The organism is Streptomyces sp. NPDC059169, assembly GCF_042755225.1.
Classification (GTDB): domain Bacteria; phylum Actinomycetota; class Actinomycetes; order Streptomycetales; family Streptomycetaceae; genus Streptomyces.
This window is the reverse complement of the sequence record NZ_JBHZCF010000002.1, coordinates 134,908-160,789: the sequence shown is the minus strand read 5'-3', so window position 1 is coordinate 160,789 and position 25,882 is coordinate 134,908. Positions and strand designations below refer to the sequence as shown.

Here is a 25,882-nt window from a genome sequence, read left to right as displayed (position 1 = left end):
CGGATGGGAGACGGTCAGGCCGCTTCGCCGAGCGCCGGCCGGGTCGCCGCGCCGGAGTCCGTGGCGGAAAGCACGGCGGCCCCGCCGCCCTGTTCGAGCAGCTCACGACGGGGGCAGGCACCACGGCCGAGAATGCCCTGGATGCGACGCACACATGATCCGCAGTCGGTGCCGGCCTTGGATGCCGACGCGATCTGGCGTGGGGTGCAGGCGCCCGCTTCCGCGTGCTCCTTGACCTGCTTCTCCGTGATGCCGAAGCACGAGCAGACGTACACGCGGTCACCTCCCGGACGGGATCGATCAGTGGCGCCGCCCCGATTGATCGGTGAGGCTAACCTAACCTTACCTGGCGCCCTTCCTTCGTGAAAGCCCGGAAACGACGGTGGGGCGCGGATCACATCGATCCGCGCCCCACCCGCATGACTGCGCGATCACTGGTCGCGGTACATCTCCGCCACCAGGAACGCCAGGTCGAGCGACTGGCTCCGGTTCAGCCGGGGGTCACACGCCGTCTCGTAGCGCTGGTGCAGGTCGTCGACGAAGATCTCGTCGCCGCCGCCCACGCACTCGGTGACATCGTCGCCGGTCAGCTCCACGTGGATGCCTCCCGGGTGGGTGCCGAGCGCCTTGTGGACCTCGAAGAAGCCCTTGACCTCGTCGAGCACGTCGTCGAAGCGGCGCGTCTTGTGGCCGGAGGCCGCCTCGAAGGTGTTTCCGTGCATGGGGTCGGTCACCCATGCCACCGTCGCACCGGACGCCGTCACCTTCTCCACCAGCTCCGGGAGCCGGTCCCGGACCTTGTCCGCACCCATGCGGACGATGAAGGTCAGCCGGCCGGGCTCGCGCTCCGGGTCGAGCCGGTCGACGTACTGCAGGGCCTCGTCGACCGTCGTCGTCGGGCCGAGCTTGATGCCGATCGGATTGCGGATCCTCGACGCGAACTCGACGTGGGCACCGTCCAGCTGCCGGGTGCGCTCGCCGATCCACACCATGTGGCCGGAGACGTCGTACAGCCGGCCGGTGCGCGAGTCCACGCGGGTCAGCGCCGACTCGTAGTCCAGCAGCAGGGCTTCGTGCGAGGAGTAGAACTCGACGGTGCGGAACTCCGCCGGATCGGTACCGCAGGCCTTCATGAAGTGCAGCGCGTTGTCGATCTCCCGGGCGAGCTGCTCGTAGCGCTGTCCCGACGGGGACGACTTCACGAAGTCCTGGTTCCAGGCGTGCACCTGGCGGAGGTCGGCGTAACCGCCGGTGGTGAAGGCGCGCACCAGGTTCAGCGTCGACGCGGACGCGTGGTACATCCGCTTCAGCCGCTCCGGGTCCGGGACCCTGGCCTCCTCGGTGAAGTCGAAGCCGTTGACGGAGTCGCCCCGGTAGGTCGGGAGCGTCACACCGTCACGGGTCTCGGTCGGCTTCGAGCGGGGCTTGGAGTACTGCCCGGCGATCCGGCCGACCTTCACGACCGGCACGGACGCGGCGTAGGTGAGCACCGCACCCATCTGGAGCAGGGTCTTGAGCTTGTTGCGGATGTGGTCGGCGGACACGGCGTCGAAGGCCTCGGCGCAGTCGCCACCCTGAAGGAGGAACGCCTCGCCCCTGGCGACGGCTCCCATCCGGGCGCGCAGCTGGTCGCACTCGCCCGCGAAGACGAGCGGCGGATACGACTCGAGGTCCGCGATCACATCGCGCAGAGCCTCGGCATCGGGGTACTCGGGCTGCTGCGCCGCGGGCAGGTTTCGCCAGGTGTTGCCACCGTTGGAGGTGGACTTAGCGTTCACGGTCACCTCCACAACATTACGTGGTTCCACGGCCTGTCCAGACAGCTGCTCACGTGATGAGACGAACTGCACCCGGGCCCGTGATCACCCGGCCGCGGCGGCGGAGGTGGGCGGGGCCCCGGGACCGCCGGGACGGGGGGAGCCCCACGGCCGCCCACTCCGTTACGCTCTGCGGGGACTTTGGGGGTCGGGCTTGAACCACTACCAGGACGGATAGCGTCGTGCGGGGAGCACGAGCGGCTGCGACAGCCGGGGCACTCGTCTGCGTCGGAGCGTGTGTGTGGGCGGTCTGGCTGCTCTTCGGAACCCGGCTGACCGCGGTCACCGGAGCGGGCCCGCCCGACGGGACGGTCACCGTGACCGAATGCTTCGACAGCTACGACCACGAGGGCAGTCTGCTCGGCGTCGACTGCGAGGGGGCCTACACCGCGGCGGGCTCGCCGGCGCACCCCGAGGACGTGGTGCTGCGCGGCGCGGAGAGCAGCTATCCGGCCGGCACGCGGGTCGAGGTGCGGCTGGCCGGAGGCATGGCGTTCGAGCCCTCGGCCGTGGAGTTCGTCAAGTACGCCACCTACGCCACCATCCTCGTCTTTCCCGGGGTGGTGGGCGGCCTCTGGCTGAGTGCGCTGGCACGGCGCGGCTCCGCCCCGGCCCCGGACCGCTACGTGCTCCTGCTGTTCGCCGGTGCGGTCGGAGTCCTCGTGGTGGGCCTCGGGCTGCAGTTCGTGGTCTCCGCCGTGGTCTCGTTCTACTGACCCGGTCCCCTTACGCCGCGTCCTCCCGTCGGGATCTGAAGGTCCCGACGGGAGGCGGACGGGCGCGCCCGGCCCGCGTCGGCTAAGGTGCCTCGCATGTACGCGCAGATCAACCAGAACTGGTGGTGGCCCGCTGGACCGGCGGCCCACTCCATCGCGCGTACCCACTGAACGATCACCGCGAAGGCCGCCCGAGGGGCGGCCTTTTCTTCCCGTGTCCACGGCCGTTCCTCCCCACGGAAGGAACCCACGGATGCACATCATCAGCAGACTGCTGGACGCCGGTGCCGACGGCTGCCCGTCCTTCGCCCTGCTGCGCAGGCGCACCCCGGGCCGCGACCACGACACCGTCGAAGTGCTGGTGGGCCGGGTCCGCGAAGTGGAAAGGCTCGCCGACGTCGCCGTCGGTGACCTCCCGAGCCTCGCCCTGGTGCCGTTCCGGCAGATCAGGGAGCGCGGCTTCGACGTGCAGGACGACGGCACCCCCCTGTCCGTGCTGGTCGCCGAAGAGACCCACGAAGTGTCGCTGGCCGAGGCGCTCGAGCTGCTGCCGGCCCACGAGGTGCACGTCGAGGAGGGCCGCTTCGACATCGACGACGAGGAGTACGCACAGACCGTACGGCGGGTCGTCGAGGACGAGATCGGGCGGGGCGAGGGCGCGAACTTCGTGATCCGGCGGACGTTCACGGGCGAGATCCCCGGCTTCGGGCGGGCCGACGCGCTGGCCCTGTTCCGGAGGCTGCTCGCCGGGGAGCGCGGCGCCTACTGGACCTTCGTCGTCCACACCGGGGACGGTGACGGACAGCACGGCGAAGGCTCCTCCCGCCACGGGACGGCCGGGCGCACGCTGGTCGGCGCGAGCCCCGAGGTGCACGTGCGGATGTCGGGGGGCACCGTCGTGATGAACCCGATCAGCGGCACCTACCGCTACCCGGCGGACGGACCCTCGCCGGAGGGACTGCTGGACTTCCTCGCCGACCGCAAGGAGACCGACGAGCTGTCGATGGTCGTCGACGAGGAGCTGAAGATGATGTGCACGGTCGGCGACAAAGGGGGCGTGGTGATCGGGCCGCGCCTCAAGGAGATGGCCCATCTCGCGCACACCGAGTACGAGTTGCGCGGGCGCTCCTCGCTCGACGTGCGCGAGGTGCTCAAGGAGACCATGTTCGCGGCGACCGTCACCGGATCGCCCGTGCAGAACGCCTGCCGGGTCATCGAACGATACGAACCGTCCGGTCGCGGCTACTACGCGGGAGCCCTGGCGCTCGTCGGCCGGGACCGGGCCGGTGCGCAGACCCTGGACTCCCCGATCCTGATCCGCACCGCCGACATCTCGGCGACGGGCGGTCTGCGCGTCCCGGTCGGCGCGACGCTCGTCCGCCACTCGGATCCGCGGTCGGAAGTGGCGGAGACGCACGCCAAGGCCGCGGCCGTCCTCGCCGCGCTGGGGGTACGCCCGGCGCCGGGGCCGGCCGCGGCGCCGCGGTCGCGGCTGGCCGACGACCCCCGGGTACGGGCCGCGCTGGACGCCCGGAGGGCGGATCTCGCGCCGTTCTGGCTGAAGTTGCAGTCCCTGCCGGACGAGGTCAGCGGTCACGCACTGGTGGTGGACGGCGAGGACACGTTCACCGCGATGCTCGCCCACCTGCTGCGCGGGGCGGGCCTCGGGGTCACCGTGCGCCGGTACGACGACCCGGGGGTGCGGGAGGCCGCGCTGACGCACCGGGGTCCGGTGGTCCTGGGGCCGGGCCCCGGTGATCCGCGCGACACGGCTGACCCGAAGATGCGCTTCCTCCGCTCGCTCACCGCCGACTTGCTGCGGGTCCGTGCCGTCGCCGGGCCCGCCGCTCTCCCGGCAGGACACGGCCTGCTCGGAGTGTGCCTCGGACACGAGCTGATCGCCGCGGAACTCGGGCTGGGCGTCGCCCGCAAGCGGACGCCGTTCCAGGGCGCCCAGGTGCCGATCGACCTGTTCGGCGTCCGGGAGACGGTGGGGTTCTACAACAGCTTCACCGCGGTGTGTGACGAGCGGGCGGCGACGGACCTCGCCGCGCGGGGGGTCGAGATCAGCAGGGACCCGGAAACCGGGGAGGTGCACGCGCTGCGGGGCGGTGGCTTCGCCGGGATCCAGTTCCACCCGGAGTCCGTGCTCACGCTGCGCGGGCCGGAGATCGTGCGGGGACTGCTCAGGACGGTGGTGCCGTCGTAGGCGCGTTCGTGAACGCGGGCGCAGGCCGCGGGCGCGGGCTCCTCCAAGGAATTGCCGGAGGGGCCCGCAACCGCCGCTTCCGGGTGCCGGGGCTCCGCGGGAGCCCCCGGCCCCGCCGGGCACGAGCGTCCCGGCGGCGCCGGCGCGCACCGCCGGGCCGCAACGGGCCGCTCGGACGGGGCCCGGCTCAGCCGAAGAACACCCCGACCTCCTGGTACAACGCCGGGTCCACCGTCTTCAGCTTCGCGGTGGCCTCGGCGATGGGCACCCGGACGATGTCCGTTCCGCGCAGGGCGACCATCTTCCCGTAGTCACCGTCACGCACGGCGTCGACGGCGTGGAGCCCGAAGCGGGTGGCGAGCCACCGGTCGAAGGCGCTGGGCGTGCCACCGCGCTGGACGTGTCCGAGAACGGTCGTCCTCGCCTCCTTGCCGGTGCGCTTCTCGATCTCCACGGCGAGCCACTCGCCCACCCCCGACAGCCGGACGTGCCCGAACGAGTCCAGCGACTTGTCCTTGAGGACCATCTCGCCGTCCTTGGGCATCGCGCCCTCCGCGACCACCACGATCGGTGCGTAGGAGGCGCGGAAGCGGGAGGTGACCCAGGCACACACCTGGTCGAGGTCGAAGCGCTGTTCCGGGATGAGGATGACGTTCGCCCCGCCGGCGAGTCCGGAGTGCAGGGCGATCCAACCCGCATGACGGCCCATCACTTCGACGACCAGGACCCGCATGTGCGATTCGGCGGTGGTGTGCAGTCGGTCGATGGCTTCCGTCGCGATGCCCACCGCGGTGTCGAAGCCGAAGGTGTAGTCCGTGGCGGACAGGTCGTTGTCGATGGTCTTGGGGACGCCCACGCAGTTGACCCCGTACTCGCCCGAGAGCCGGGCGGCGACTCCCAGGGTGTCCTCGCCGCCGATCGCGATCAGCGCCTCCACCTCGTGTTTGGCGAGGGTGTCCTTGATCCGGCGGATCCCGTCCTCCGCCTTCAGGGGGTTGGTCCGCGAGGAGCCGAGGATGGTGCCGCCACGCGGCAGGATGCCGCGCACGGCGGGGATGTCCAATCGCGCCGTGTGGCCCTCCAGCGGACCGCGCCAGCCGTCCCGGTAGCCGGTGAACTCGTATCCGTACTCCTGCACGCCCTTGCGGACGATGCCGCGGATGACCGCGTTGAGGCCGGGGCAGTCGCCGCCCCCGGTCAGTACTCCGACCCGCATGGAAGGTCCCTTCGACGTCCGTGGTGACATGGCGGGGCCACGCTAGTAGTGACCCAGGTCACTTCGGGACGACGCACAGGGCGAATTCCGTAAGTTCTTGCGGTGTTTGACGCGTTCTCATTCACTCGTACGAGTCACGCGTCGTCGAGACCGCGCTCGATGGCGTATCGCACGAGCTCCACCCGGTTGTGGAGCTGGAGCTTGCCCAGGGTGTTCTGCACGTGGTTCTGAACGGTGCGGTGCGAGATGACGAGCCGCTCGGCGATCTGCTTGTACGAGAGCCCCTTGGCCACCAACCGCAGCACCTCGGTCTCCCGTTCGGTGAGCTGTGGTGCCTTCGGCTCGTCGGGCCCGGCCGCCGGCACCGGCTCGGTGGCCAGCCGCCGGTACTCCCCGAGCACCAGACCGGCCAGGCCGGGGGTGAAGACCGGGTCCCCGTCGGCGGTGCGCCGCACGGCGTCGATCAGCTCCTGCGTACTGGCCGACTTCAGCAGGTAGCCGGTCGCCCCGGACTTCACCGCCTCCAGCACGTCGGCGTGTTCGCCGCTCGCCGACAGCACGAGGACCCGCAGGGCCGGGTTCGATCCGACGAGTTCCTTGCAGACCTGGACGCCGGGCATCCCCGGCAGGTTCAGGTCGAGGACGAGCACGTCGGGTGCGGCGGCCTTGGCCCGCCGCACCGCTTGAGGTCCGTCGCCCGCGGTCGCCACCACGTCGCAGCCGGACGCCTCCAGGTCACGGGCGACCGCGTCCCGCCACATCGGGTGGTCGTCCACGACCATGACCCGGATCGGTACCTGCGCGCTCTCCGTCATCGCTCCGCCTTCCCCCGTGGGACCTTCAGTTCGACTTCCGTGCCCTGCCCCGGCACCGAGATCAGCTCCGCCGTGCCTCCGACGTCCCTGAGCCGGCCGCGGATGGAGAGCGCGACACCGAGCCGGCCCTCTCCCTCAGCCTGCGCGAGCCGTCCCTCCGGGATGCCGGGGCCGTCGTCCCGGACCGTCACGATCACCTCGTCGGGCCAGTCCTCGACCAGGATCCAGGCCCGGGCGCCGTCACCGGCGTGCCGGCGCACGTTGTCCAGGGCGGCGCCGACCGCGGCCGCGAGTTCCCCCGCGACGGCGGCGGGCAGCAGTACCGGGGCGCCCGGCTCGGACAGCGTCACCAGCGATCCCGCGTGCGCGGACAGCAGCGGACGCAGGTCACGGGGCCGTTCCGCGGCCTCCGCGGTCGGATCGTCATCCGGTTCGTCGACGAGTCGCACGACCGCGCCCTGACTCTCGTCCTCCGACACCCGCGAGCCGGGCACCAGGCCACCGGCCACCAGTGTCCGTAGGGCGACCTCCTGTTCGCCCGCCATCCGGCCGAGCTCCGCGGCCTCACCGCCCATGGCGGTGCCGCGGCGCTGCACCATGGCCAGGACCTGCAGCACGCTGTCGTGGATGCCACGGGCCAGCCGTTCCCTCTCCCGGGTGGCGGCCTCGATCTCCAGGGCACGGGCCAGGGTGCGCTCGGAGGCGCGGGCGACCTCCACGACGTAGCCGATCCCTATGGAGGCGACCCACACCAGCAGGACGTTGTGGAAGGTGTCCCTGCTGGGTTCGCCGCGCTCGATGATGTTGGCGACGGCCACCAGGGAGGAGGCGAATCCCGCCCAGCGCCAACCGCCCTTGATCGCGTAGGCGAGGACCGAACCGGCCGTCCATATGCTGGGCAGGGTCGGGCTGTCGACGGTCTGCGCCTGCTGGTCGGCGAGCGGTGTGAGCAGGATGCCCGCGAGCGCGACGGCGAGGTCCGCGACGAGGAACGGCTTGGTGCAGGCGGCGGCGTTCACCACCCGCGGCAGCGTCGCGAGGGTCCACACGACCAGGACAGCGAGGAAGCCCACCGCCACCCAGGGGCGCTCGAACTCGTGGCGGGCGAAGACGAAGAGCAGCACCGCGTAGACCATCGTCAGGAGGCGGTACGCCGTCAGCGCACGCCACAGCGGCAGTTCGACCGACATGCGGACGACGCGCTCGCGCCTGGCCATGGCCACACCCCCCGGTCGGACGACGCTACTGGGCGTCGTTCCGCTCGGCCTTCTCGGCCTTGGCCGCTTCCTTCGCGGCCTTCTCCGCAGCCGCCTTCTCCTCCGCGATCTGGCGCTTCGCGGCCGTGGCGTAGATGTCGACGTACTCCTGGCCGGAGAGCTTCATGATCTCGTACATGACCTCGTCGGTCACCGAACGCAGGATGAAGCGGTCGTGCTCCATGCCGTGGTAGCGGCTGAAGTCCAGCGGCTTGCCGATCCTGATGCCGGGACGCATCAGCCTGGGAACGACCTTGCCCGGCGGCTGGATCTTCTCGGTGTCGATCATCGCGACGGGGATCACCGGTGCGCCGGTCGCGAGCGCCACGCGCGCGAGGCCCCCCGGCTTCCCCCGGTAGAGGCGGCCGTCGGGCGAGCGGGTGCCCTCCGGGTAGATGCCGAACAACTCACCGCGCTCGATGACCTCGATACCGCTCTTGACGGCCGCTTCGCCGGCGCCGCGGGCACCGGAGCGGTCCACCGGCAGCTGGCCGACCCCCTTGAAGAAGGCAGCCGTGAGCCTGCCCTTCACACCGGGCGAGGTGAAGTACTCGGCCTTGGCGATGAAGGTGACCTTGCGGTCCAGCACGGCGGGCAGGAAGAAGGAGTCCGAGAAGGACAAGTGGTTGCTCGCAAGGATCGCCGGCCCTTCGGCGGGAATGTTCTCCAGTCCCTCCACCCACGGGCGGAAGGCGAGCTTCAGCGACCCTCCGATGGAGAACTTCATTGCGCCGTAGATCAACTCGAATGCCTTCCTGGTGTCCCGTCGGAAAGACCTTAACGCCTGCGGGGCCCGCCCTCCCTCCCCCGGTGCCCTGTCAGGTGGCCGTCGACCCTGGTCGGTGTCAGCCCGGTCGCGTACGGTGAAGGCATCTCGGACCGGGCCTCGCGCGACGAGGCTCCGTCCCCTGCCGTTCTGCTCGCTTTCCCTGCTCGTCCCCCATCCGCACCCTCACGAACAGGAGCCCCCGGTGCCGGTCCTTCCTGGAGCCGAGCCGTACCGCCACGACGGTGGCGAGGTCGGCGTCCTTCTCTGTCACGGATTCACCGGTTCCCCGCAGTCGCTGCGCCCGTGGGCGGAGTATCTGGCGGAGCGTGGACTGACCGTGTCGCTCCCGCTGCTGCCCGGCCACGGCACCCGCTGGCAGGACATGCAGCTGACCGGCTGGCAGGACTGGTACGCGGAAGTGGACCGCGAGCTGCGGGCACTGAGCGACCGGTGCAGCCGGGTCTTCGTCTGCGGACTCTCCATGGGCGGGGCGCTGACCCTCCGGCTCGCCGCCAAGCACGGCGACGCGATCAGTGGCGTCGTCCTGGTCAACCCCGCGAACAAGATGCACGGAGCCGCGGCCCGGGCCCTCCCGGTGGTCCGGCACGTGGTCCGCTCCACCAAGGGCATCGCCAGCGACATCGCCAAGGAGGGCGTGGAGGAACTCGGCTACGACCGGGTGCCGCTCCACGCGGCGCACTCCCTGCGGAACTTCCTCCGGCTGGTCGACGGTGAGCTGCCGCAGGTGACCCAGCCGTTGCTGCTGCTGCACAGCCCCCAGGACCATGTCGTCCCGCCCGTCGACTCCGCCAGGATCCTCGGCCGCGTGTCCTCGTCGGACGTCCGCGAGGTCCTGCTGGAACAGAGCTACCACGTGGCGACGTTGGACCATGATGCGGAGCGGATCTTCGAGGAGAGCTACGCCTTCATCGGCAGGCTCGCTCCGGGTGCCGGAGAGACGGATGTCCCCGCGGAGGCGAGGGGAGGGAGCACGACAGGTGGCTGAGCAGCACGACGCGGACCGGGACCGGGAGCCGCAGCCCATCGACGAGGAGGCCGCCTGGGCCGCCATCGTCGCGGGCTATGGGGAGGAGCCCGTGGATCCGCCCGGAGCGAGGCCGTTCAAGTCGGTGGAGGACCTCGCGGGCCTGGAGAAGACCAGCCGCTCAGATGCTCGCGGGAGCAGGCACGAAGAGGACGACGCAGAAGACGCGGACGGTGCGGACGACGCGGACGGTGCACCCGGGCAGGGGAAGCCGCTGGGCAGCTCCATCGTGTTCGCCCCGGGTGTCGGCCCGGGCACAGGGTCGGGGCCGCGCGACTACGAAGTCGCCGCTGCCGGGGACGACGACCTCGACGACGAGGGCCATTTCGTACCGCCGGAGCCCCCGCCGCTGCCCGAGGCGGACGCGACCGCGAAGTTCGCCTGGCTGGCGGTCATCGGCGGCCCGGTGCTGCTCCTGCTCGCCGTGCTCCTGCAGTGGGACATGACCTGGTGGCTCACCACACTCTGCGTGGGCGGCTTCCTGGGCGGCTTCGTCACCCTCGTGGCGCGGATGCCGCACGGGGACGACGAGGACGACGACCCGGGACGGGGCGCGGTGGTCTGACGGACCGGGCACCACCGGCCGACTGCGCGGCCCGGCCAGGGGGGCGTCCGGGCGGCGCCGGTCCCGTGTGCACACCGGTCCCCACGGTCGCGGGCGGTGCCCGTCGCGGCGGGGCTGCTTGCGCCCGCCCCTCGACGTCAGAGCACCCCGCCCCCCTGCGCTGCGGCCGCGGGGATCCTGAGCGCCGCAAGTACGGGCAGGTGGTCCGTGGCCGCTACCAGATCGGCCCGGCCCACGCCCGGCAGACCCAGCGGCACGCCACAGCCGAGGACCTCGATGCGTTTGGTCGCGAAGATCGCGTCGATCCGCTGGTGCGGATCGACCGGGGTCGAGGTGTACTCAGCGCCCCAGGGACGGACGGCCCAACAGTCCTGCAGTTCGCTCGCCAGCCGCCGAAAGCTGCGCCCGTCCGGCTGGTCGTTGATGTCACCGGCAGCCACCGCGCAGGGCACGCCCATCCCGTCGAGGCAGTCGAGCAGCATCCCCGTCTGGGCGTAGCGCTCCTCGCTCTGCAGGCTCAGATGGCAGCTGAGCAATCCGAAGCGGGTACCTGCGACCCGAACGACCGCGGTGGCGAAACCACGGCGGTGCAGCCCCGGCGTCAGCGGCAGCAGAACGTCCTCCGCGCGTTCGACGGTGGCCCGCAACGAGCACATGAGCAGCGGGCCTGCGGCGGTGGCTCCACCGCCCAGCACCACCAGTTCACTCTTGGCCGCCAGTCGTGCCGCGTGCTTGCGCCACCGGAAGAAGCGGGGGGCCTCCTGCACGAACACGATGTCCGGTCGGCACGCCCGGATCACCCGGGCGAGGGCGTCCTCGTCGTCGCGCATCGAGCGGATGTTGTAGCTCAGGACCCGGACCACCGCCGAACCGTCCGGCTCGGTTCGGGAGTTGGGCAGCGGATTCGTCGCGGACGTCACCATGTGTCCCAAGATATCGGGGTGGTGTCCCGCACTCCGGGCCCGACACCGCGGCGGCGCACCGTGCCGTGCGCCGGGTCCGGGGGCGCGCGGCCACCGCTCGGCGGAAGCCGCGGGTCACCGGGGAAGTCCCGCCCGTCCGCGGGGCCGAGGTGGGCCGGACGCCCGGGACGCTGCCGAGCAGGGCCCCGCCCGCAGCGACCGTGCCGCGGACGCACGGGTGCCCGCCGCGACCCGAGGGCCCCGGCGGGCACGAGAGGAGCGCCGGCGTCAGCCCTGGCGGGCCAGGTCGGCCGCGCCCACCAGGCCGGCCTTGTTCCCGAGCTGGGCCGCGAGCACCTGGGCGTGCGGTCGGTACTGGGCTCCGATCAACCAGCGGCGGAAGGACTTGCGGATCGGGTCGAGGACCAGCTCGCCCTCGTCCGACACACCGCCTCCGACGATGAACGCCGAGGGGTCGAAGAGCGAAGCCAGGTCGGCCAGCCCCGCGCCGGCCCAGCGGGCCAGCTCGCGGAAGGAATCGATGGCCACCTTGTCGCCCTCACGGGCGGCCGCGCTGACGTGCCTGCCCTCGATGCCGTCGGCGGTGCCGTCTCCGAGGCCGAGCAGGAGTTTGGCGTTCTCGGGGGTCGCGCGGGCGCGCTGGCGGGCGTACCGGACGAGCGCGCGCCCCGAAGCGTACTGCTCCCAGCAGCCCTGGCTGCCGCAACCGCACAGCAGGCCGTCCGGAACCATCCGGATGTGCCCGAACTCCGCGGCCACGCCGAAGCGTCCGCGGCGCAGCTTGTTGCCGATGATGATGCCGCCGCCAAGGCCCGTTCCGAGCGTGATGCAGATGACGTCCTCATGGCCCTGACCTGCACCGAAGCGGTACTCGCCCCATGCCGCGGCGTTCGCATCGTTCTCCACCACGACGGGGAGGCCGACCCGCTGCTCGACCTTGTCCTTGAGCGGCTCGTGCCTCCAGTCGATGTTCGGTGCGAAGAGCACGGTGGCACGCTTCTCGTCCACGTAGCCGGCAGCGCCGATGCCGACCGCTTCGATGGAGTGCCCCTTACCGGCTGCGGTGACGGCAGAGGAGATCGCGTCCACGATCGCGTCAGGGGTCGGCGGAGTGGGCACCGTGTGCGTCTCGAGAATGGTGCCCGCGTCGTCGACCACGCCCGCCGCGATCTTGGTACCGCCGATGTCGACGCCGATGGTGAGTCCCATGTGTCCCTCAGTTTTCGGTCGAGCCCCGCTAGTGCCAACCGTACCGGAGGGAGTCCCGGCTTCAGTCCAGATCGATCTTCTCGCCGGGGCCGGGTCCTTCGTCCCGTCGGCCCGGGGCCTCGTCGCGGGTCCAGCGCCGCTCGTGGCCCTGGACGGCGGCGCGGTACGCGGCCAGCAGTTCGTTCCCGGCCGACGCAAGATGGTCGAAGACCTGTGGGTTGCGCTCCACGACCGGCTCGACGGCCGCCTTGGCCTGGCCGATCAGCTGCTGCACGGTGTTCTGCGCCGCCGCTCCCAGCAGGGGGTTCTGCAGCGACGACACCTTGTCGGCCACCGCGTCGAGGAGCTTGCGCAGCTCCTCGCCGGCCGAACCGGTCCGGTGCTCGTACTGCTCACGCCGGCGGGCCTGCTCCGCCCGGAGGTCCTCGGCGCAAGCCTCGGCCCAGGCATCTGCGTCGGGACGCTCGGTGGCATCGCTCATGGCGCACTCCTCGGAAAGGACTTCGTACCGTCGACGTTACCCGAACGGCGGCGGTCGATCAGCGTCCGCGCGGCCAGAGTGCGGGGTCGGGAGTGAACCTGACCCGCAGCAGCCCGTCCCGCAGTCCCGCGCCGGAGACCGTGCAACGGCGCAGGGCGGACGGCAGCGGCAGGATCCGCCGGAACGGGCCGACGCCGAGGAAGAGTTCGTCCCCGCGGCGGAGCAGCTGTAGCTCCTCCTTGACGGCCCCGGGCAGCGGAAGCACCCAGTGCAGCTCTCCGCGCTCCGCGCCCGGGGACAACGCTGCGGCGTCCCCGGGCGCTTCCGCTCCGCGGTCCTCGTCCTGCTGCTGGATGACCCAGGGGTCGTCCCGCCCCGGTTCCAGCGGGGCGAGACCGGCTGCCAGACCGGTGTCGGCGGCGCATCCGCCAGGTATGCCGTCGGTACCGAAGACCCCGCCGAACGACGAGGCCTCCAGGGCCGCGAGGTCGTCCGCTCCGCGCGGGTCGCGGCCGAGGTGCCGCACCTCGCACACCGCGGACTGCGCCGGGCGATCCGTGTACCACCCGTGGAGGACCTTCTCCTGCTGGACGCGGAGCGCCGCGAGCCAGGGGTCCGGGGATTCCGCCGGGAGGATCCGGTTCGCCACGAGGGTCTCGACGTCCCGCCCGTACAAGGCGAGGCCCAGCCGCGCGGTGCGCACGGCGTCCTCCGCGGCGGGGCCCGGCTCGGCCACGAGGCGGACGGTGGTGTTCCGGTCCGTCACGAGGTCCTGGACCGCAGCGAGCTCCTTCTCCCAGCGGGCGGCCGTCTCGTACAGCCACTGTGCGGGCATCGGCACCCCGGCGAGCTGGGCCAGGACGGGGCGCAGCGCACGGGCGGCCTGCCGCTCGGGAGGCAGCATCCGGCGCAGGTAGCGCCGTAGCTGCTCCGGCAGCGCGAGCAGCCCTATGGCGTCCCTCACCGGAGGCATGTCGACGACCACGACGTCCCAGTCTGCGCCCCGCAGCCCGCGCAGTGCGTGCAGCAGGGCGAACTCCTCGCTCCCCGGGAGTTCGGTCAGCTCCGCCTCCTCGAACCGGTGGGCGCCGAGCAGGTCGAGCGCGGCCGAGCACCGCTCCTGCAAGGCCAGCACCTCCGTGCGGAAGTGCGTGCCGGAGTCGGTGCGTGCGAGCCAGAGACCGTCGCCCACCTGCGTCGGAACGGTTCCCGCACTCGCCCCGACCAGTGCGTCGGCTTCGCCCGAGAGCAGCAGGGTCCGCTTCCCGCGGCGCGCGGCGGCGTGCGCCGTCGCCGCGGCGACGGTGGTGCGGCCCGAGCCTCCCGGCCCGGTGACGAGGACGGTGCGCATCAAGGGGCGGTCAGACGGTGGGGCCGGACTCGACGCGCTTCTTCAGGCCGGCCAGGGCGCGGTCGATGATGACCTTCTCGGCCTTGCGCTTGATCATCCCGAGCATCGGGATCTTGACGTCGACGGTCAGCTGGTAGGTCACTTCGGTGCGTTCGCCGCCTTCGACGGGCTTCAGGACGTAGGAACCGTCCAGGACCCGCAGCATCTGGGACTTGACCAGCGTCCAGGAGACCTCGTCGGCACCGGTCCAGGTGTAGGCGAGGGTGTGGTCGTCCTTGATCGCACCGGCGTCGAGCACCAGCCGGACCTGCAGCGCACGTCCCTGGGCGTCCTGCTCGAGGACTTCGGTCTCCTTCACCTCGCCCGTCCACTCGGGATACCGAGCGAAGTCGGAGATCACCCCCATCACCTCGGCGGGTGCCGCGTCGATGGTGATGCTCGAGCTGGTGTGTTCCGCCATCGCCGTGACTCCTCCAGTGACCGCCGGACGGGGTTGCGGTGTGCAATCTACCGCGCCGGGCGGGTCACCATTCCAGGGCCCAGGGCCGCCCGGTCGAGGCGAAGTGCCCGACGTTCACGCACTCGGTCGCGTCGATCCTCATCCGCCGCGCCAGCGGTTGGTGCACGTGCCCGAAGAGGGAGTACCGGGGGCGCGTCCTGCGGATCGCTTCGAGCAGTGCGCGGCTGCCCCGCTCGAAGCGACGGGCGACGGTGTCGTAGGTGAGTTCGGGCACCTCCGGCGGAATGTGCGAGCACAGGACGTCGACGTCGCCGAGGGCTTCGACCTTCGCCGCGTACTCCTCCTCGGAGATCTCGTACGGCGTGCGCATCGGGGAGTGCAGTCCGCCACCGACGAACCCGAAGACCCGCCCGTCCAGCTCGATGCGCTCGCCGTCGAGGACGGTGGTGCCCGCTCCCGCGTATTCCGGCCACAGGCTCGGGATGTCCACGTTGCCGTAGGTCGCGTACGTCGGGGTGGGGAACGCGGCGAACATCTCGGCGTACTGCTTGCGCACGGCCGCGACGATCACCGTCTCCCGGTCGAGCCCGGCCCAGAGCCGTCGTCCCATTTCGCGGGCTTCCTCGAAGCGGCGCGCCGTGCGCAGCTCGACGATCCGGTCCGCGTTCTCCACGCCGAACAGGTCGGGGAAGATCCCCCGCGAGTGGTCGGCGTAGTCGAGGAAGAGCACCAGGTCCCCGAGACAGATCAGTGCGTCTGCACCGTCTCCCGCCTTGGCCAGATCTTCACTGTTCCCGTGCACGTCACTGACCACATGAACTCGCATGCCGATCACCCTAGAGTCGTCGGAGGATCGTGGGTAGGGCAGGCCGGACCTGCGGATACCTTCGGGCCCGTCCGCCGTGTGGAATAGAGTTCCCGGTGCAGCGCCGCACCGGTGTGACGCAGAGAACATCTGGCCGGGACCCCCTACCCGGAACCGTGTACTGATGGGTAACGTCCGGGCAGTCCCCGGTGCGTTCACACAGAGCCGTGGCGCCGGCGCCCGATGAGGAGCAGCAGTCTTGCGCGAGTTCAGCCTTCCGGCCCTGTACGAGGTCCCCACGGACGGCAATCTGACGGATCTCATCCGCCGCAATGCCACGCAGCACCCGGATGTCGCGGTGATGGGGAGAAAGACGGGGGGCACCTGGACCGACGTCACGGCCACCGAGTTCCTCGCCGAGGTGCGGGCCGCGGCCAAGGGTCTGATCGCCGCCGGCATCCGCCCCGGGGACCGCGTCGCCCTGATGTCGCGCACCCGCTACGAGTGGGTGCAGCTCGACTTCGCGATCTGGAGCGCCGGTGGCGTGACCGTGCCGGTCTACGAGACCAGCTCCGCCGAGCAGGTGCAGTGGATCCTCGGTGACTCCGGTGCGGTCGCGGTGGTCGTGGAGAGCGACGCGCACGCCGCCGCCGTGGAGTCGGTGCGGGCCGGACTGCCCGCCCTGGAGCACGTCTGGCAGATCGATCGCGGCGCGGTAGAGGAGCTGACCGCGACCGGCGCCGAGGTCCCCGACGCGACGGTCGACGAGCGCAGCGCCGTCGCCAAGGCTGACGATCCGGCGACGATCGTCTACACCTCGGGCACCACCGGCCGCCCCAAGGGCTGCGTCCTCACCCATCGGGCGTTCTTCGCCGAGTGCGGCAACCTGGTGGAGCGTCTGAAGCCACTGTTCCGCACCGGCCACAGCTCCGTGCTGCTGTTCCTGCCGGCCGCGCACGTCTTCGGCCGCATGGTCGCGCTCGCGCCCGCCATGGCACCGATCAAGCTGGGCTGCGCACCGGACATCAAGAACCTCACGGACGAGCTGGCTTCCTTCCGTCCGACCCTGATCCTCGGTGTGCCGCGGGTCTTCGAGAAGGTCTACAACACCGCCCGGGCGAAGGCGCAGGCGGACGGCAAGGGCAAGATCTTCGACAAGGCCGCGGACACGGCGATCGCGTACAGCCGTGCCCTGGACGCCCCGCAGGGTGTGCCGTTCGTGCTGAAGCTCAAGCACAAGGTCTTCGACAGGCTCGTCTACAGCAAGCTGCGCGCGGTGCTGGGTGGCCGCGGCGAATTCGCGATCTCCGGCGGTGCCCCGCTGGGCGAGCGGCTCGGCCACTTCTACCGCGGCATCGGTTTCACCGTGCTGGAGGGCTACGGTCTCACCGAGACCTGTGCGGCGACGGCGTTCAACCCGTGGGACCGCCAGAAGATCGGTACGGTGGGCCAGCCGCTGCCGGGCTCGGTGGTACGGATCGCCGACGACGGCGAGGTCCTGGTGCACGGCGAGCACGTCTTCACCGGGTACTGGAACAACGAGGCGGCGACGGCGGACGCGCTGGCCGACGGCTGGTTCCACACCGGTGACATCGGCACCCTGGACGAGGACGGATACCTCGCGATCACGGGCCGGAAGAAGGAGATCCTGGTGACCGCGGGCGGCAAGAACGTCGCTCCGGCGGTGATCGAGGACCGCATCCGGGCCAACGCGCTGGTCGCCGAGTGCATGGTCGTGGGTGACGGGCGGCCGTTCGTGGGCGCGCTGGTCACGATCGACGAGGAGTTCCTGGCCCGCTGGGCCGCCGAGCACGGGAAGCCGGCCGGTTCCACGGCCGCGTCGCTGCGCGAGGACGCCGATCTGCTGGCGGAGGTCCAGCGGGCGGTGGACGAGGGCAATGCTGCGGTTTCCAAGGCGGAATCGGTGCGGAAATTCCGCATCCTCACCTCCCAGTTCACGGAGGAGGCCGGTCACATCACGCCGTCGCTGAAGCTGAAGCGCAACGTGGTGGCCAAGGACTTCGCCGACGAGATCGAGGCCATCTACCGGGCGTAGTCCTCGGCCAGTACACGTTCGATGTTGCGTTCGGCGAGCGCGGTGATGGTGACGAACGGATTGACTCCGATGGAGCCCGGGATGAGGGCGCCATCGGTGACGTACAGTCCGGGCGCCCCGCGGACCCGGCCGTAGTCGTCGGTGGCGCGCCCGAGGACGCAACCCCCGAGCGGGTGGTACGTGAAGTCGTCGGCGAAGGGTTTGTTGCCGCCGAACAGGTCGTACCGGTAGATCGTGGCGTTCCTCAGGTTGATGCGGTCGAACAGCTTCTTCGCCGCGGTCACGGACACCTGGCTCTGCGCCCGCGTCCAATTGAGGCGTGCGGAGTCGGTGGCCGCGTCGTAGGTGAACGTGCCCCGCTCCGGGTTCCTGGTGATCGCCAGGTAGAGGCTGATCCAGTGCTCGAAGCCCATCGGCAGCGGGGCGATCTCGGCGAAGACCGGGTTGGCGGCATTGGACCAGTCGTCGATGCCGAGGACCGGCATCGTCGCCTGGTGGGCCCCGACGGTGTCCCAGATGTGGTTGGCGCGGGCCGTCATCACGTTGCCGTTGCCGCCCCACTCGGTCCCCACGCGGTCGCTCAGGTCGGGCAGCACCCCCGTCTCGCGGGCGCGCAGCAGCAGTTCGGTGGTGCCGAGGCTGCCGGCCCCCAGGAAGAGCCGGTCGCAGGAGAGTTCGCGGGTGGCGACGACCTTGCCCGCCAGGTCGATCCGGTCCGCGGTGACGACGTAGCGCCCGTCGGACTGTCGCCGCAGCGCCCGTGCCCGGTGGAGCGTCTCGACGGTGACCCGACCGGTGCCGAGGGCCGCGGCGAGGTAGGTCCGGTCGAGGCTGCGCTTGCCGTGGTTGTTGCCGTAGATCACCTCCCCGGCGAGAGCCGACTTCACCGCCTGGCCGGCGGCTTCGCGCTCCATGTATCCGAAGTCGTAGACGTTGGGCACGAAGACGGTCTTCAGGCCGACCTTGGACGCGTGCTTGCGGGAGATCCGGGCGAAGCGGTACCACTCGGTCGCTTCGAACCAGGCCGGATTGACGGTGTTGACGCCGAGCATCTGGCGTGCCCGGGGGAAGTAGGTGTCGTACATGGCGTCCGCGTCGACGCCCGGCAGCATCTCGGAGAAGTACGCCCGCTGCGGTGTGACCGCCATGCCGCCGTTGACCAGTGATCCTCCGCCGACGCCCCGCCCCACGTAGACGGACATGTCGGCGAACCGGACGCGGTCGAGGACGCCGGGATACGGACTGATGTTCTTGTTGACGACGTCGAGCCAGAGGAACTGGGCGAGGGGCGCCTCGGTGCGGGTGCGGAACCACATGGAACGCTGGTCGGGCGTGGTGGTGGAGCAGAAGACCTTCCCGTCGGGTCCCGCGGTGTCCCAGAGCCGGCCCATTTCCAGGACGAGGGTGGGGACGCCCGCCTCACCGAGCCGTAGAGCCGTGACCGCGGCGCCGTAACCGGAGCCGATGACGAGGGCGGGGGTGTGGTCGGCGGCGGCCCCGGGCGTCTCAGCCCGGGCGGCGGGGACCGCACCGATCCGGGTGAGCCCGAGGGCACTTGCGGTCTGGAGGGCGCCGAGACCCAGGAGATGACGGCGCGTCAGATTTGATGTCATGCGCCCAGCATGGGCGGAATATTCGATTCCGCCCATGCGCTGCGCACGGGAAATCCCGCGGCAGCGCAAGGGCGCCGTTTGCGCCAGGGGCACGGGATGTGCGGGTGACACGAGGGACACGGCTCGCGGGTCATCCCCGTGGACGCCGGCCCGGTCGACCGCGATCGCCGCCGAAGGGCGCGCCCCGGCGGCCGCACGCACCCTTCACACGCAGCGGACCGGCCCGAAGACCACCCGTAGGCCCTCCCGGGCACCATCCGGCGCCCCGCGGCCGGCAACGCCTACAGCAGGCTCCTCAGTTCGTCGGCGAGGAGGTCCCAACGCCACCTCTCCTCGACCCAGGCGCGCCCCCGCTCGCCCATGCGGCGGCGCAGCTCCGGATCCTCCAGCAGGGTGGTGATCCGCTCCGCCGACTCTTCGGGCACGCCCCCGCGGACGACCCACCCCGTTTCCCCGTCGAGGACCGCGTCCGGGGCGCCGCCGGAATCACCCGCGACGACGGGAAGTCCGGTGGCCGAGGCCTCCAGATAGACGATGCCGAGCCCTTCCACGTCGAGTCCGCCGCGACGGGTGCGGCACGGCATGGCGAAGACATCGCCGGCACCGTAGTGCGCGGGCAGCTCCTCCCACGGGACCGACCCCGTGAAGTGCACCGACGAGGCCACGCCGGTGGAACGGGCCAGCTCCCGCAGCTTCGCCTCGTAGGGGCCGCCGCCGACGATCAGCAGCACCGCGTCCGGCACCGCGGCGAGGATCGCCGGCATGGCGAGGATCAGGGTGTCCTGGCCCTTGCGCGGGACGAGCCGGGAGACGCAGACGACCACGGGGCGGTCGGAGAGCCCGAGCCGTTCGCGGACCACGTCGCCACCCGAGCCCGGGTGGAAGGTCTTCTCGTCGACGCCCGGTGGCAGCTGCACCATGCGCGCCGCCGCCTCCGGGGTCAGCGCGCCGGCGATCCGCGACCGGGTGTACTCACCGAGGTAGGTGATGGTGTCCGTGCCCTCGCCGATCCGGCGCAACAGCTGGCGGGAGGCGGGCAGTTGGGCCCAGCCCGCCTCGTGGCCGTGCGTGGTGGCAACCAGACGCCTCGCTCCCGCCCTGCGCAGGGCGGGAGCCATCAGGCCGAGCGGTGCGGCAGCACCGAACCACACCGACGTGCAGCCGTGCTCCCGCAACAGCCCCGCGGCACGCCGGGTGACGCGCGGAGTGGGCAGCAACATGGTCGTGCGGTCGCGGACGACGGTGAACGGCTGCTCCTCGTCGAAGGCCGCGGTCGCCTCGACGCCCTCGCGCGTGCGCTTCCACGTGGACGCGTAGACGACCACCCGCTCGGGGTCCAGCCTCAGCGCCATGTTGTGCAGGAACGCCTGGATGCCGCCCGGCCGCGGCGGGAAGTCGTTGGTCACGATCAGGGTCTTGTCCATCGCCGCCGACAGTACCAACGGCGGCCACGCCTCATCGCCCGGCCGTGGTCGTTCCGGGCATCATGGCACCCCGTGACGGCGCGCAACGGCTGGAGGTGTTCCATGAAGGGCGCGGTCGGCGCGGGCCTTTCCGTCGCCCCGTGGATGCTCACCAGGGCCCTCCTCCTGCTGTGGGTCTTCAAGGTGTTGCTCCTCCCGGGTCCCGACGTGACCAGCGACGTCGCGGTGATCTACCAGGGCTGGTCCGAGGTACTGAAGACCGGGACGTACCCCCTGAACGACGTGACCTGGCAGTACCCGCCCGCCGCCGCCCTCGCCGTCCTCTCCCCCGCCCTCCTGCCGTTCCTCGGCTACGCGCCCGCCTTCTTCGTCCTGGCGTTGGTGTGCGACGCGGCGGTGTACGGTCTGCTCCTCCACGCCGGGCGGCGCCCAGGCAAGACGTCGCGGGGGGCGTGGGTCTGGGTCGTGGGCGTTCCGTTGCTCGGCCCGACCGCCTACGCCCGCTACGACCTGATGGTCACGGCGGTGGCGGTCGCGGCCGTCTTCGCCAGCGCCCGGCGGCCCGGGCTCGCGGGCACGCTGGCGGCCTTCGGGGCGCTGTTGAAGGTGTGGCCGCTGCTGCTGCTGGCCGGAGTGCGGCCGGGGACCGCGACCCGGCGTTCGTGGACCGGCGCGGTCGCCGCCGGAGTCGCTCTCCTGTTGCTCTGCACCGCGGCGATGCCCGGTGCCCTGGCGTTCCTCTCCTTCCAGCGCGACCGGGGCACCGAGATCGAGTCACTGGGCGCGCTGGCCCTCCACGCGGCCCGGTACACCGGCTGGGAGGGGCGGGTGCAGCTGAACTACGGCTCGGTCGAGTTCCTCGGCCCGTACGTCCCGCTGGTGAGTGCGGCGGCCCTGGTGCTGACCGCGTTGGGCTTCTGCTGGCTCGTGGTGTGGCGACTGCGGGCCCGGGATTTCACGGCTGCGACGCCGGCCGACGCGGCGCTGACGGCAGTGTTGCTCTTCGTCACGACGAGCAGGGTGATCAGTCCCCAGTACCTGATCTGGCTGGTGGGACTGGCCGCCGTGGCCCTCGCGTTCCGATCGAGCCGCATGGCCTTGCCGGGGTGCCTGGTGCTCGCGGCCACGGGGGTCACGTTCCTGGAGTTCCCCGTCTGGTTCGAACACGTCGTGGTCGGCGATCCGCGGGGCGTCGCGGTGCTGGCGGTCCGCAACGCGCTCCTCGTCGCCGCGACCCTGCTCGCCTGCCACCGGCTGTGGACGGGCACGGTGCCACGGGCCACGGGCGACGGGCGACGGCCCGGCCGACCCGTGACAAGGAGCCGCTCGACTCCTGACGGTCGGCACGGGTGGTCCTGCGGAACAGCACTGCTCCCGGATCACCGCCGCGGAACGGCCCCCCGCCGTCAGCCCAGCCGCTCCCGCAGGAACCCCCGCCAGGCCGCGGTGAACTCCTCGGGCGTCGTGCCGAGCACGTCGTGCAGCGCCTTCCCCTCGGCGCCCGCGCGCTGCTCCGCATCACCGACCGCCCGGTAGAAGGCCCTCAGCCGGTCCTCGCCCCACCGCTCTGCGATCAGCTCGCAGGCCAGCCAACCGCCCTCGTACGCGTGCCCGAGGGCGTCGGCGCTCCCGCCGAAGCGGAAGTCGGCGTCGACGGGCAGGCCGTCCGGGACCTTCCCCTGGCGAACGGCCCGCTGGAGCTCGGGGGCGGCCTCGGCGGCGGCGGTCCCCGTGCTGCGGTAGGCGGCCCAGTCGGCGAAGCCCTCCGAGAGCCACATGGGGGTGGCCTTGGACGTGTGGGCACGGGTCGCCACGTGAGCGGTCTCGTGGGTGAGCACGGTGTGACGGCCGGCGGGTCCCAGGACCTCGTACGCCTCCGGGTTGACGATCACCCGGTCCGCGGGCGTCTGCGCACCCGCCCCGGTCTCTCCCGTGGTGACCGCGGCGATCCCCCGGTAGCCGGCCGCGGGCGCTCCCAGCAGCCGCCCCATCCCGTCCAGCGAGGCGGGCACGAGCACGACCACGCGGCCCGCCCAGGCCTCGCCCCACGCGGCGGAGACTGCGGGCACCGCGCGATCGGCGGCGGCGGCGATCTCCCCCAGTCGTGCCCGGTCCTGCCCCACCCCGAGCACCAGGCTGTGGGCTCCGCGCACGACGTCGACGTCGCCCTGCTGCCACAGCTGCTGGGTGCGGTCGCGGACCGCGCGATCGGCGGTCACGTACCAGCGGCCGTTCCGCTCGGCCAGCTCCAGGGTGTGGTCCTCCGTCACCGGGGCCTTGTCGTACCCGTCGATCCGGTAGCGCAGCTCGGCCTGGGCGGTGGCCCGGTGCCCGGAGCGGCGCACCTGGCCCAGCCGGTACTCCCAGCTGCTCAGTGGTACGTCCGCGAGGTTCTCGAACTCCCTGCGGTCGGTCTCGCGCAGCCGCCCGGCCTTCGGATCGAGGGCGGCGAGGTAACCGGCCTCGTCGTGGCGGAGCACGGCCGCGGCCCGGGCGTCGAGCGTGCGTCCTATGTCACGTGCGGTGGTGTCCGGCGCAGGACGGGCGCAACCGACCGCCAGGAGCAGGCCGGCAGCGGTGAGGGACGCCGCGCGCCGTCCCGCCCCGCGTCCGAAGAAGCGCTGACCAGCCACCCTGCCGATCGTACGGTCCCCGGGTCAGGGCCGGGTCACCGAGGCGATCGGCATCATGCCCACCGGGTCGTAGCGCACACTGGCGCCCGGATAGGGGGCGTGCACGACCTGCCCGTCGCCGACGTACATGGCCACGTGACTGGCGTCGGACCGGTAGGTCACGAGGTCGCCGGGCCTGGCCTCGGACAGCGACACCTGGCGTCCGGCGTACCGCTGGGCCTGCGAGGTGCGCGGCAGCCCGACGCCCGCCTGGGCGTAGGACCACTGGGTGAGCCCCGAGCAGTCGAAGCCGCGCGGACCGTTCGCACCCCACACGTACGGCTTGCCGATCACGCTGCGGGCGGCTGCCACGGCCGCGGCGGCCCGCGACGACGACGGCGCGGAACCGCCTGGCAGGTCCAGCACCCCCGCTCGGCCGGAGCGCGAGGCCCGGTCGTACGCCTCGCGCCAGGTGGCCGGGAGGGAGTTCAGCAACCGCCGAGCAGCCGCCAGCTTCGCCTCGACGGAGCGCTTGTGCCGGGCGACCGCGGACCGCGCCCGCTCCCGCTCGACGAGCTTGCGGGACACCTCCGACCGCTCCTGGCCGAGACGGCGCTGGGCCTGCCGGAGCTCGCGCAGGGCGGCGGTGTGGCGCTCGCCGAGCCGGGTGAGGACTTCGGCCTTGCCCAGGTACGTGTCCGGCTCCGCCGAGAGCAGGAGCGCCAGAGCGGGGTCCATTCCGCCGGAGCGGTACTGGGCACCGGCCACCGAACCCAGCGTGTTCCGCATCCGGTTGATCCGCTCCTGCCCGCGCGCCGCGCGGTCCTGGGCTTCCGCGACCTCCCGGCGCAGCCGGTCCGCGCGCTCGCCGGCCTCGTTGTACTGCTCGGTGGCCTTCTCGGCGTGCTCGTACAGCCGGTCGACCTCGGCGCGAACGGCTTCGGGGGTGTCCGCCGGATCGGCCTCGGCCGGTGCGGTACCGAGCGCGGCGGCGGCGGTCGCCGCCGCGGTCGACAGGAGGGTGACCCGCGCACCACGGTTGAAACCGGACGCCGGGTATCGGCGATGGGACGCCACGGGAGCCGCACTCCTCTCTGCTGGACACAGCCGGTCGACTGCTGCGCGGCAGAGAGTAACGGCGCGAACACCGGGGGCGCCAACACCCCTACTGGGTACGGACAGTGACGCCCCGCCGGAGACCCACAGGTCACCGGCGGGGCGGTACGTCAGAGAGGGATCCCGCAATTCGCCCGATTGGGCGTCCGTCGCGGGGTGGTCGGACCCGTCGTCAGATACGGACGCCGAACTGGAACGTCCCCATGTAGTCCATCGACTCGTAGCGGACGCTCGCACCGGGGTGCGGGGCGTGCAGGATCTGGTTGTTGCCCGCGTACAGGCCCACGTGCGAAAGGTTGTTGAAGAAGACCAGGTCGCCGGGCTTGAGCTGACTGCGGCCGATCTTCACGCCGTCGTTCTGCTGGGTGTAGGTGGTGCGCGAGATGCTCACGCCCGCCTGGCGGTAGGACCACTGCGTCAGACCGGAGCAGTCGTAGGAGTTGGGGCCCTCGGCACCGGAGAGGTACGGCTTGCCGATCTGGGTCGCGGCGGCGTTCAGGGCGGCGGCTCCGCGCTGCGAGGCCGGCACTTCGTTGCCGAGGTCGACGCGGTCGCCCGCGGCGCGACTGGCGCGCTGTTCGTCCTCCTGCATCTTCGCCCGCTCGGCGGCCGTCAGCGTGTTGAGGAGCTCCCGCGCCTCGGCGAGCTTGCCCTGGAAGCTTTCCTTCTTCTCACCGAGCGTCTTGCGGACGTCCTCGAGGTCGGCGAGCTTCCGTGCGGCCTCGGCGCGTTCCTGGGCGAGGCTGCGCTGCTTCGACTGGATGTTCTCCAGCGTGGCGGCCTGCTTGGCGCCGAGCTGGTCGATCGCGGACGCCTTGTCGAGGTAGGTGTCCGGGTCGGAGGAGAGGAAGAGCTGGATGGACGGGTCGATCCCACCGGAGCGGTACTGGGCGCTGGCCACCGAACCGAGGCTGTCGCGCAGGGTGTTGAGCTCGTCCTGCCCGCGGGCGACCTTGTCCTGGATCGCACCGATTTCCTTCTGGAGCTTGGTCTGCTGCTCCTTGGCCCCGTTGTACTCCTCGGTGGCCTTCTCCGCCTCGTGGTAGAGCTTGTCGACCTTCGCCTTGACCTCGTCCTTGCTCGGCTTGGGAGCGGCCTGGGCTGCTTGGGACGTGAGGGCGACGGCCGCGGCGGCGGTCGCGGTGAGCACGGTCACACGGGTGCGGCTCGGCTGCTTGGGTCGACGGTGGGACGCCACGAAGGCGAGCTCCTTCTTCCTCGAGCCGCCTGCCGGGTGATGGGGGTTGACTCCCCGGCTCCACACACCTCAACCCCGGCGACGGGGCGCCCCCGAACACCGGCACGAGAGGAGGACCTCCCGGGCACCGTGACGGACGGGGCTGAACTGGGCGAAATCGGCGGTTCCTTCGCTGCCATCCCGGATGGATGATCAACCGTGCGAAGGTTCGAGGCCTGACCCTAGT

At 71.5% G+C, this 25,882-nt stretch carries 22 protein-coding genes; 6 read left to right on the top strand and 16 right to left on the bottom strand.

From position 1 onward, the window contains the following. Window positions 1-14: 14 nt before the first annotated feature. Together ACFXOM_RS04575 and ACFXOM_RS04570 are read right to left on the bottom strand one after the other, a co-directional pair. Window positions 15-275, bottom strand: a complete 261-nt coding sequence (locus ACFXOM_RS04575) for a bacterioferritin-associated ferredoxin (protein WP_384930108.1) — start codon at window positions 273-275, stop codon at window positions 15-17. A gap of 156 nt (window positions 276-431) precedes the next feature. Next, a complete protein-coding gene (locus tag ACFXOM_RS04570; protein WP_384930110.1) occupies window positions 432-1,784 on the bottom strand; it encodes a class II 3-deoxy-7-phosphoheptulonate synthase in 1,353 nt (450 codons plus the stop codon). Between the two features lie 215 nt (window positions 1,785-1,999). Here ACFXOM_RS04570 and ACFXOM_RS04565 point away from each other — a divergent pair, with 215 nt between their 5' ends. Beyond that, complete coding sequence (locus ACFXOM_RS04565; RefSeq protein ID WP_384930112.1) at window positions 2,000-2,533, top strand: hypothetical protein; 534 nt, start codon at window positions 2,000-2,002, stop codon at window positions 2,531-2,533. A gap of 253 nt (window positions 2,534-2,786) precedes the next feature. Further along, window positions 2,787-4,742 (top strand): anthranilate synthase family protein, encoded by a 1,956-nt coding sequence (locus ACFXOM_RS04560; RefSeq protein ID WP_384930114.1) that lies wholly within the window; start codon window positions 2,787-2,789, stop codon window positions 4,740-4,742. Window positions 4,743-4,929: 187 nt separating this feature from the next. Here the strand turns inward: ACFXOM_RS04560 and ACFXOM_RS04555 are convergent, their stop codons facing one another. The 4 genes from ACFXOM_RS04555 to ACFXOM_RS04540 all read right to left on the bottom strand — a co-directional run bounded on the left by ACFXOM_RS04555 (window position 4,930) and on the right by ACFXOM_RS04540 (window position 8,756). Beyond that, on the bottom strand, window positions 4,930-5,958 hold the full coding sequence (locus ACFXOM_RS04555; RefSeq protein ID WP_384930117.1) for a 6-phosphofructokinase: 1,029 nt from the start codon (window positions 5,956-5,958) through the stop codon (window positions 4,930-4,932). Between the two features lie 134 nt (window positions 5,959-6,092). After that, entirely contained in the window at window positions 6,093-6,773 is a 681-nt protein-coding gene (locus ACFXOM_RS04550) for a response regulator (protein ID WP_384944296.1), read from the bottom strand. After that, window positions 6,770-7,990, bottom strand: a complete 1,221-nt coding sequence (gene macS, locus ACFXOM_RS04545; RefSeq protein ID WP_384930123.1) for a MacS family sensor histidine kinase — start codon at window positions 7,988-7,990, stop codon at window positions 6,770-6,772. Before macS ends, ACFXOM_RS04550 begins: the two co-directional genes overlap by 4 nt. 25 nt (window positions 7,991-8,015) lie before the next feature. After that, window positions 8,016-8,756 (bottom strand): lysophospholipid acyltransferase family protein, encoded by a 741-nt coding sequence (locus ACFXOM_RS04540; RefSeq protein ID WP_384930125.1) that lies wholly within the window; start codon window positions 8,754-8,756, stop codon window positions 8,016-8,018. 244 nt (window positions 8,757-9,000) lie between these two features. Between ACFXOM_RS04540 and ACFXOM_RS04535 the strand changes: the two genes are divergently transcribed. Both ACFXOM_RS04535 and ACFXOM_RS04530 read left to right on the top strand, forming a co-directional pair. Beyond that, entirely contained in the window at window positions 9,001-9,804 is an 804-nt protein-coding gene (locus ACFXOM_RS04535; RefSeq protein ID WP_384930128.1) for an alpha/beta hydrolase, read from the top strand. Continuing rightward, complete coding sequence (locus ACFXOM_RS04530; protein WP_384930130.1) at window positions 9,797-10,408, top strand: hypothetical protein; 612 nt, start codon at window positions 9,797-9,799, stop codon at window positions 10,406-10,408. Before ACFXOM_RS04535 ends, ACFXOM_RS04530 begins: the two co-directional genes overlap by 8 nt. A gap of 137 nt (window positions 10,409-10,545) precedes the next feature. On the opposite strand, the gene ACFXOM_RS04525 is transcribed toward ACFXOM_RS04530, so the two are convergent. The 6 genes from ACFXOM_RS04525 to ACFXOM_RS04500 form a co-directional block, all read right to left on the bottom strand. Next, window positions 10,546-11,331, bottom strand: coding sequence for an endonuclease/exonuclease/phosphatase family protein (locus tag ACFXOM_RS04525; RefSeq protein ID WP_384930132.1), 786 nt, complete (start codon window positions 11,329-11,331; stop codon window positions 10,546-10,548). Between the two features lie 267 nt (window positions 11,332-11,598). Further along, window positions 11,599-12,540: an ROK family glucokinase gene (locus ACFXOM_RS04520; RefSeq protein WP_384930134.1), complete on the bottom strand. Its 942-nt coding sequence runs from the start codon at window positions 12,538-12,540 to the stop codon at window positions 11,599-11,601. Window positions 12,541-12,601: 61 nt separating this feature from the next. Continuing rightward, window positions 12,602-13,021, bottom strand: a complete 420-nt coding sequence (locus ACFXOM_RS04515) for a DUF5304 domain-containing protein (protein WP_384930136.1) — start codon at window positions 13,019-13,021, stop codon at window positions 12,602-12,604. A gap of 58 nt (window positions 13,022-13,079) precedes the next feature. Then, window positions 13,080-14,372 carry an ArsA family ATPase gene (locus tag ACFXOM_RS04510; protein WP_384930138.1) on the bottom strand — a complete coding sequence of 431 codons (1,293 nt, stop codon included), beginning with the start codon at window positions 14,370-14,372 and terminating at the stop codon, window positions 13,080-13,082. Window positions 14,373-14,382: 10 nt separating this feature from the next. Next, window positions 14,383-14,832, bottom strand: coding sequence for an SRPBCC family protein (locus ACFXOM_RS04505; protein WP_384930141.1), 450 nt, complete (start codon window positions 14,830-14,832; stop codon window positions 14,383-14,385). Between the two features lie 64 nt (window positions 14,833-14,896). Next, window positions 14,897-15,658, bottom strand: coding sequence for a metallophosphoesterase (locus ACFXOM_RS04500; RefSeq protein ID WP_384930143.1), 762 nt, complete (start codon window positions 15,656-15,658; stop codon window positions 14,897-14,899). 238 nt (window positions 15,659-15,896) lie between these two features. Between ACFXOM_RS04500 and ACFXOM_RS04495 the strand changes: the two genes are divergently transcribed. Continuing rightward, entirely contained in the window at window positions 15,897-17,693 is a 1,797-nt protein-coding gene (locus ACFXOM_RS04495; RefSeq protein WP_384930145.1) for an AMP-dependent synthetase/ligase, read from the top strand. Here ACFXOM_RS04495 and ACFXOM_RS04490 read toward each other — a convergent pair. Beyond that, window positions 17,681-19,306: a GMC oxidoreductase gene (locus tag ACFXOM_RS04490; RefSeq protein ID WP_384930146.1), complete on the bottom strand. Its 1,626-nt coding sequence runs from the start codon at window positions 19,304-19,306 to the stop codon at window positions 17,681-17,683. The two genes, ACFXOM_RS04495 and ACFXOM_RS04490, sit on opposite strands and share 13 nt — an antisense overlap. A gap of 281 nt (window positions 19,307-19,587) precedes the next feature. Further along, the gene (locus tag ACFXOM_RS04485; RefSeq protein ID WP_385036934.1) at window positions 19,588-20,730 is read right to left on the bottom strand and encodes a glycosyltransferase family 4 protein; all 1,143 of its coding nucleotides are present in this window, start codon (window positions 20,728-20,730) and stop codon (window positions 19,588-19,590) included. 102 nt (window positions 20,731-20,832) lie between these two features. Here ACFXOM_RS04485 and ACFXOM_RS04480 point away from each other — a divergent pair, with 102 nt between their 5' ends. After that, entirely contained in the window at window positions 20,833-22,266 is a 1,434-nt protein-coding gene (locus ACFXOM_RS04480) for a glycosyltransferase 87 family protein (protein WP_385037109.1), read from the top strand. Between the two features lie 1,121 nt (window positions 22,267-23,387). On the opposite strand, the gene ACFXOM_RS04475 is transcribed toward ACFXOM_RS04480, so the two are convergent. Together ACFXOM_RS04475 and ACFXOM_RS04470 are read right to left on the bottom strand one after the other, a co-directional pair. Then, entirely contained in the window at window positions 23,388-24,419 is a 1,032-nt protein-coding gene (locus ACFXOM_RS04475; RefSeq protein WP_384930154.1) for an NlpC/P60 family protein, read from the bottom strand. Window positions 24,420-24,630: 211 nt separating this feature from the next. Then, on the bottom strand, window positions 24,631-25,656 hold the full coding sequence (locus ACFXOM_RS04470) for an NlpC/P60 family protein (RefSeq protein ID WP_384930157.1): 1,026 nt from the start codon (window positions 25,654-25,656) through the stop codon (window positions 24,631-24,633). Window positions 25,657-25,882: the final 226 nt, after the last annotated feature.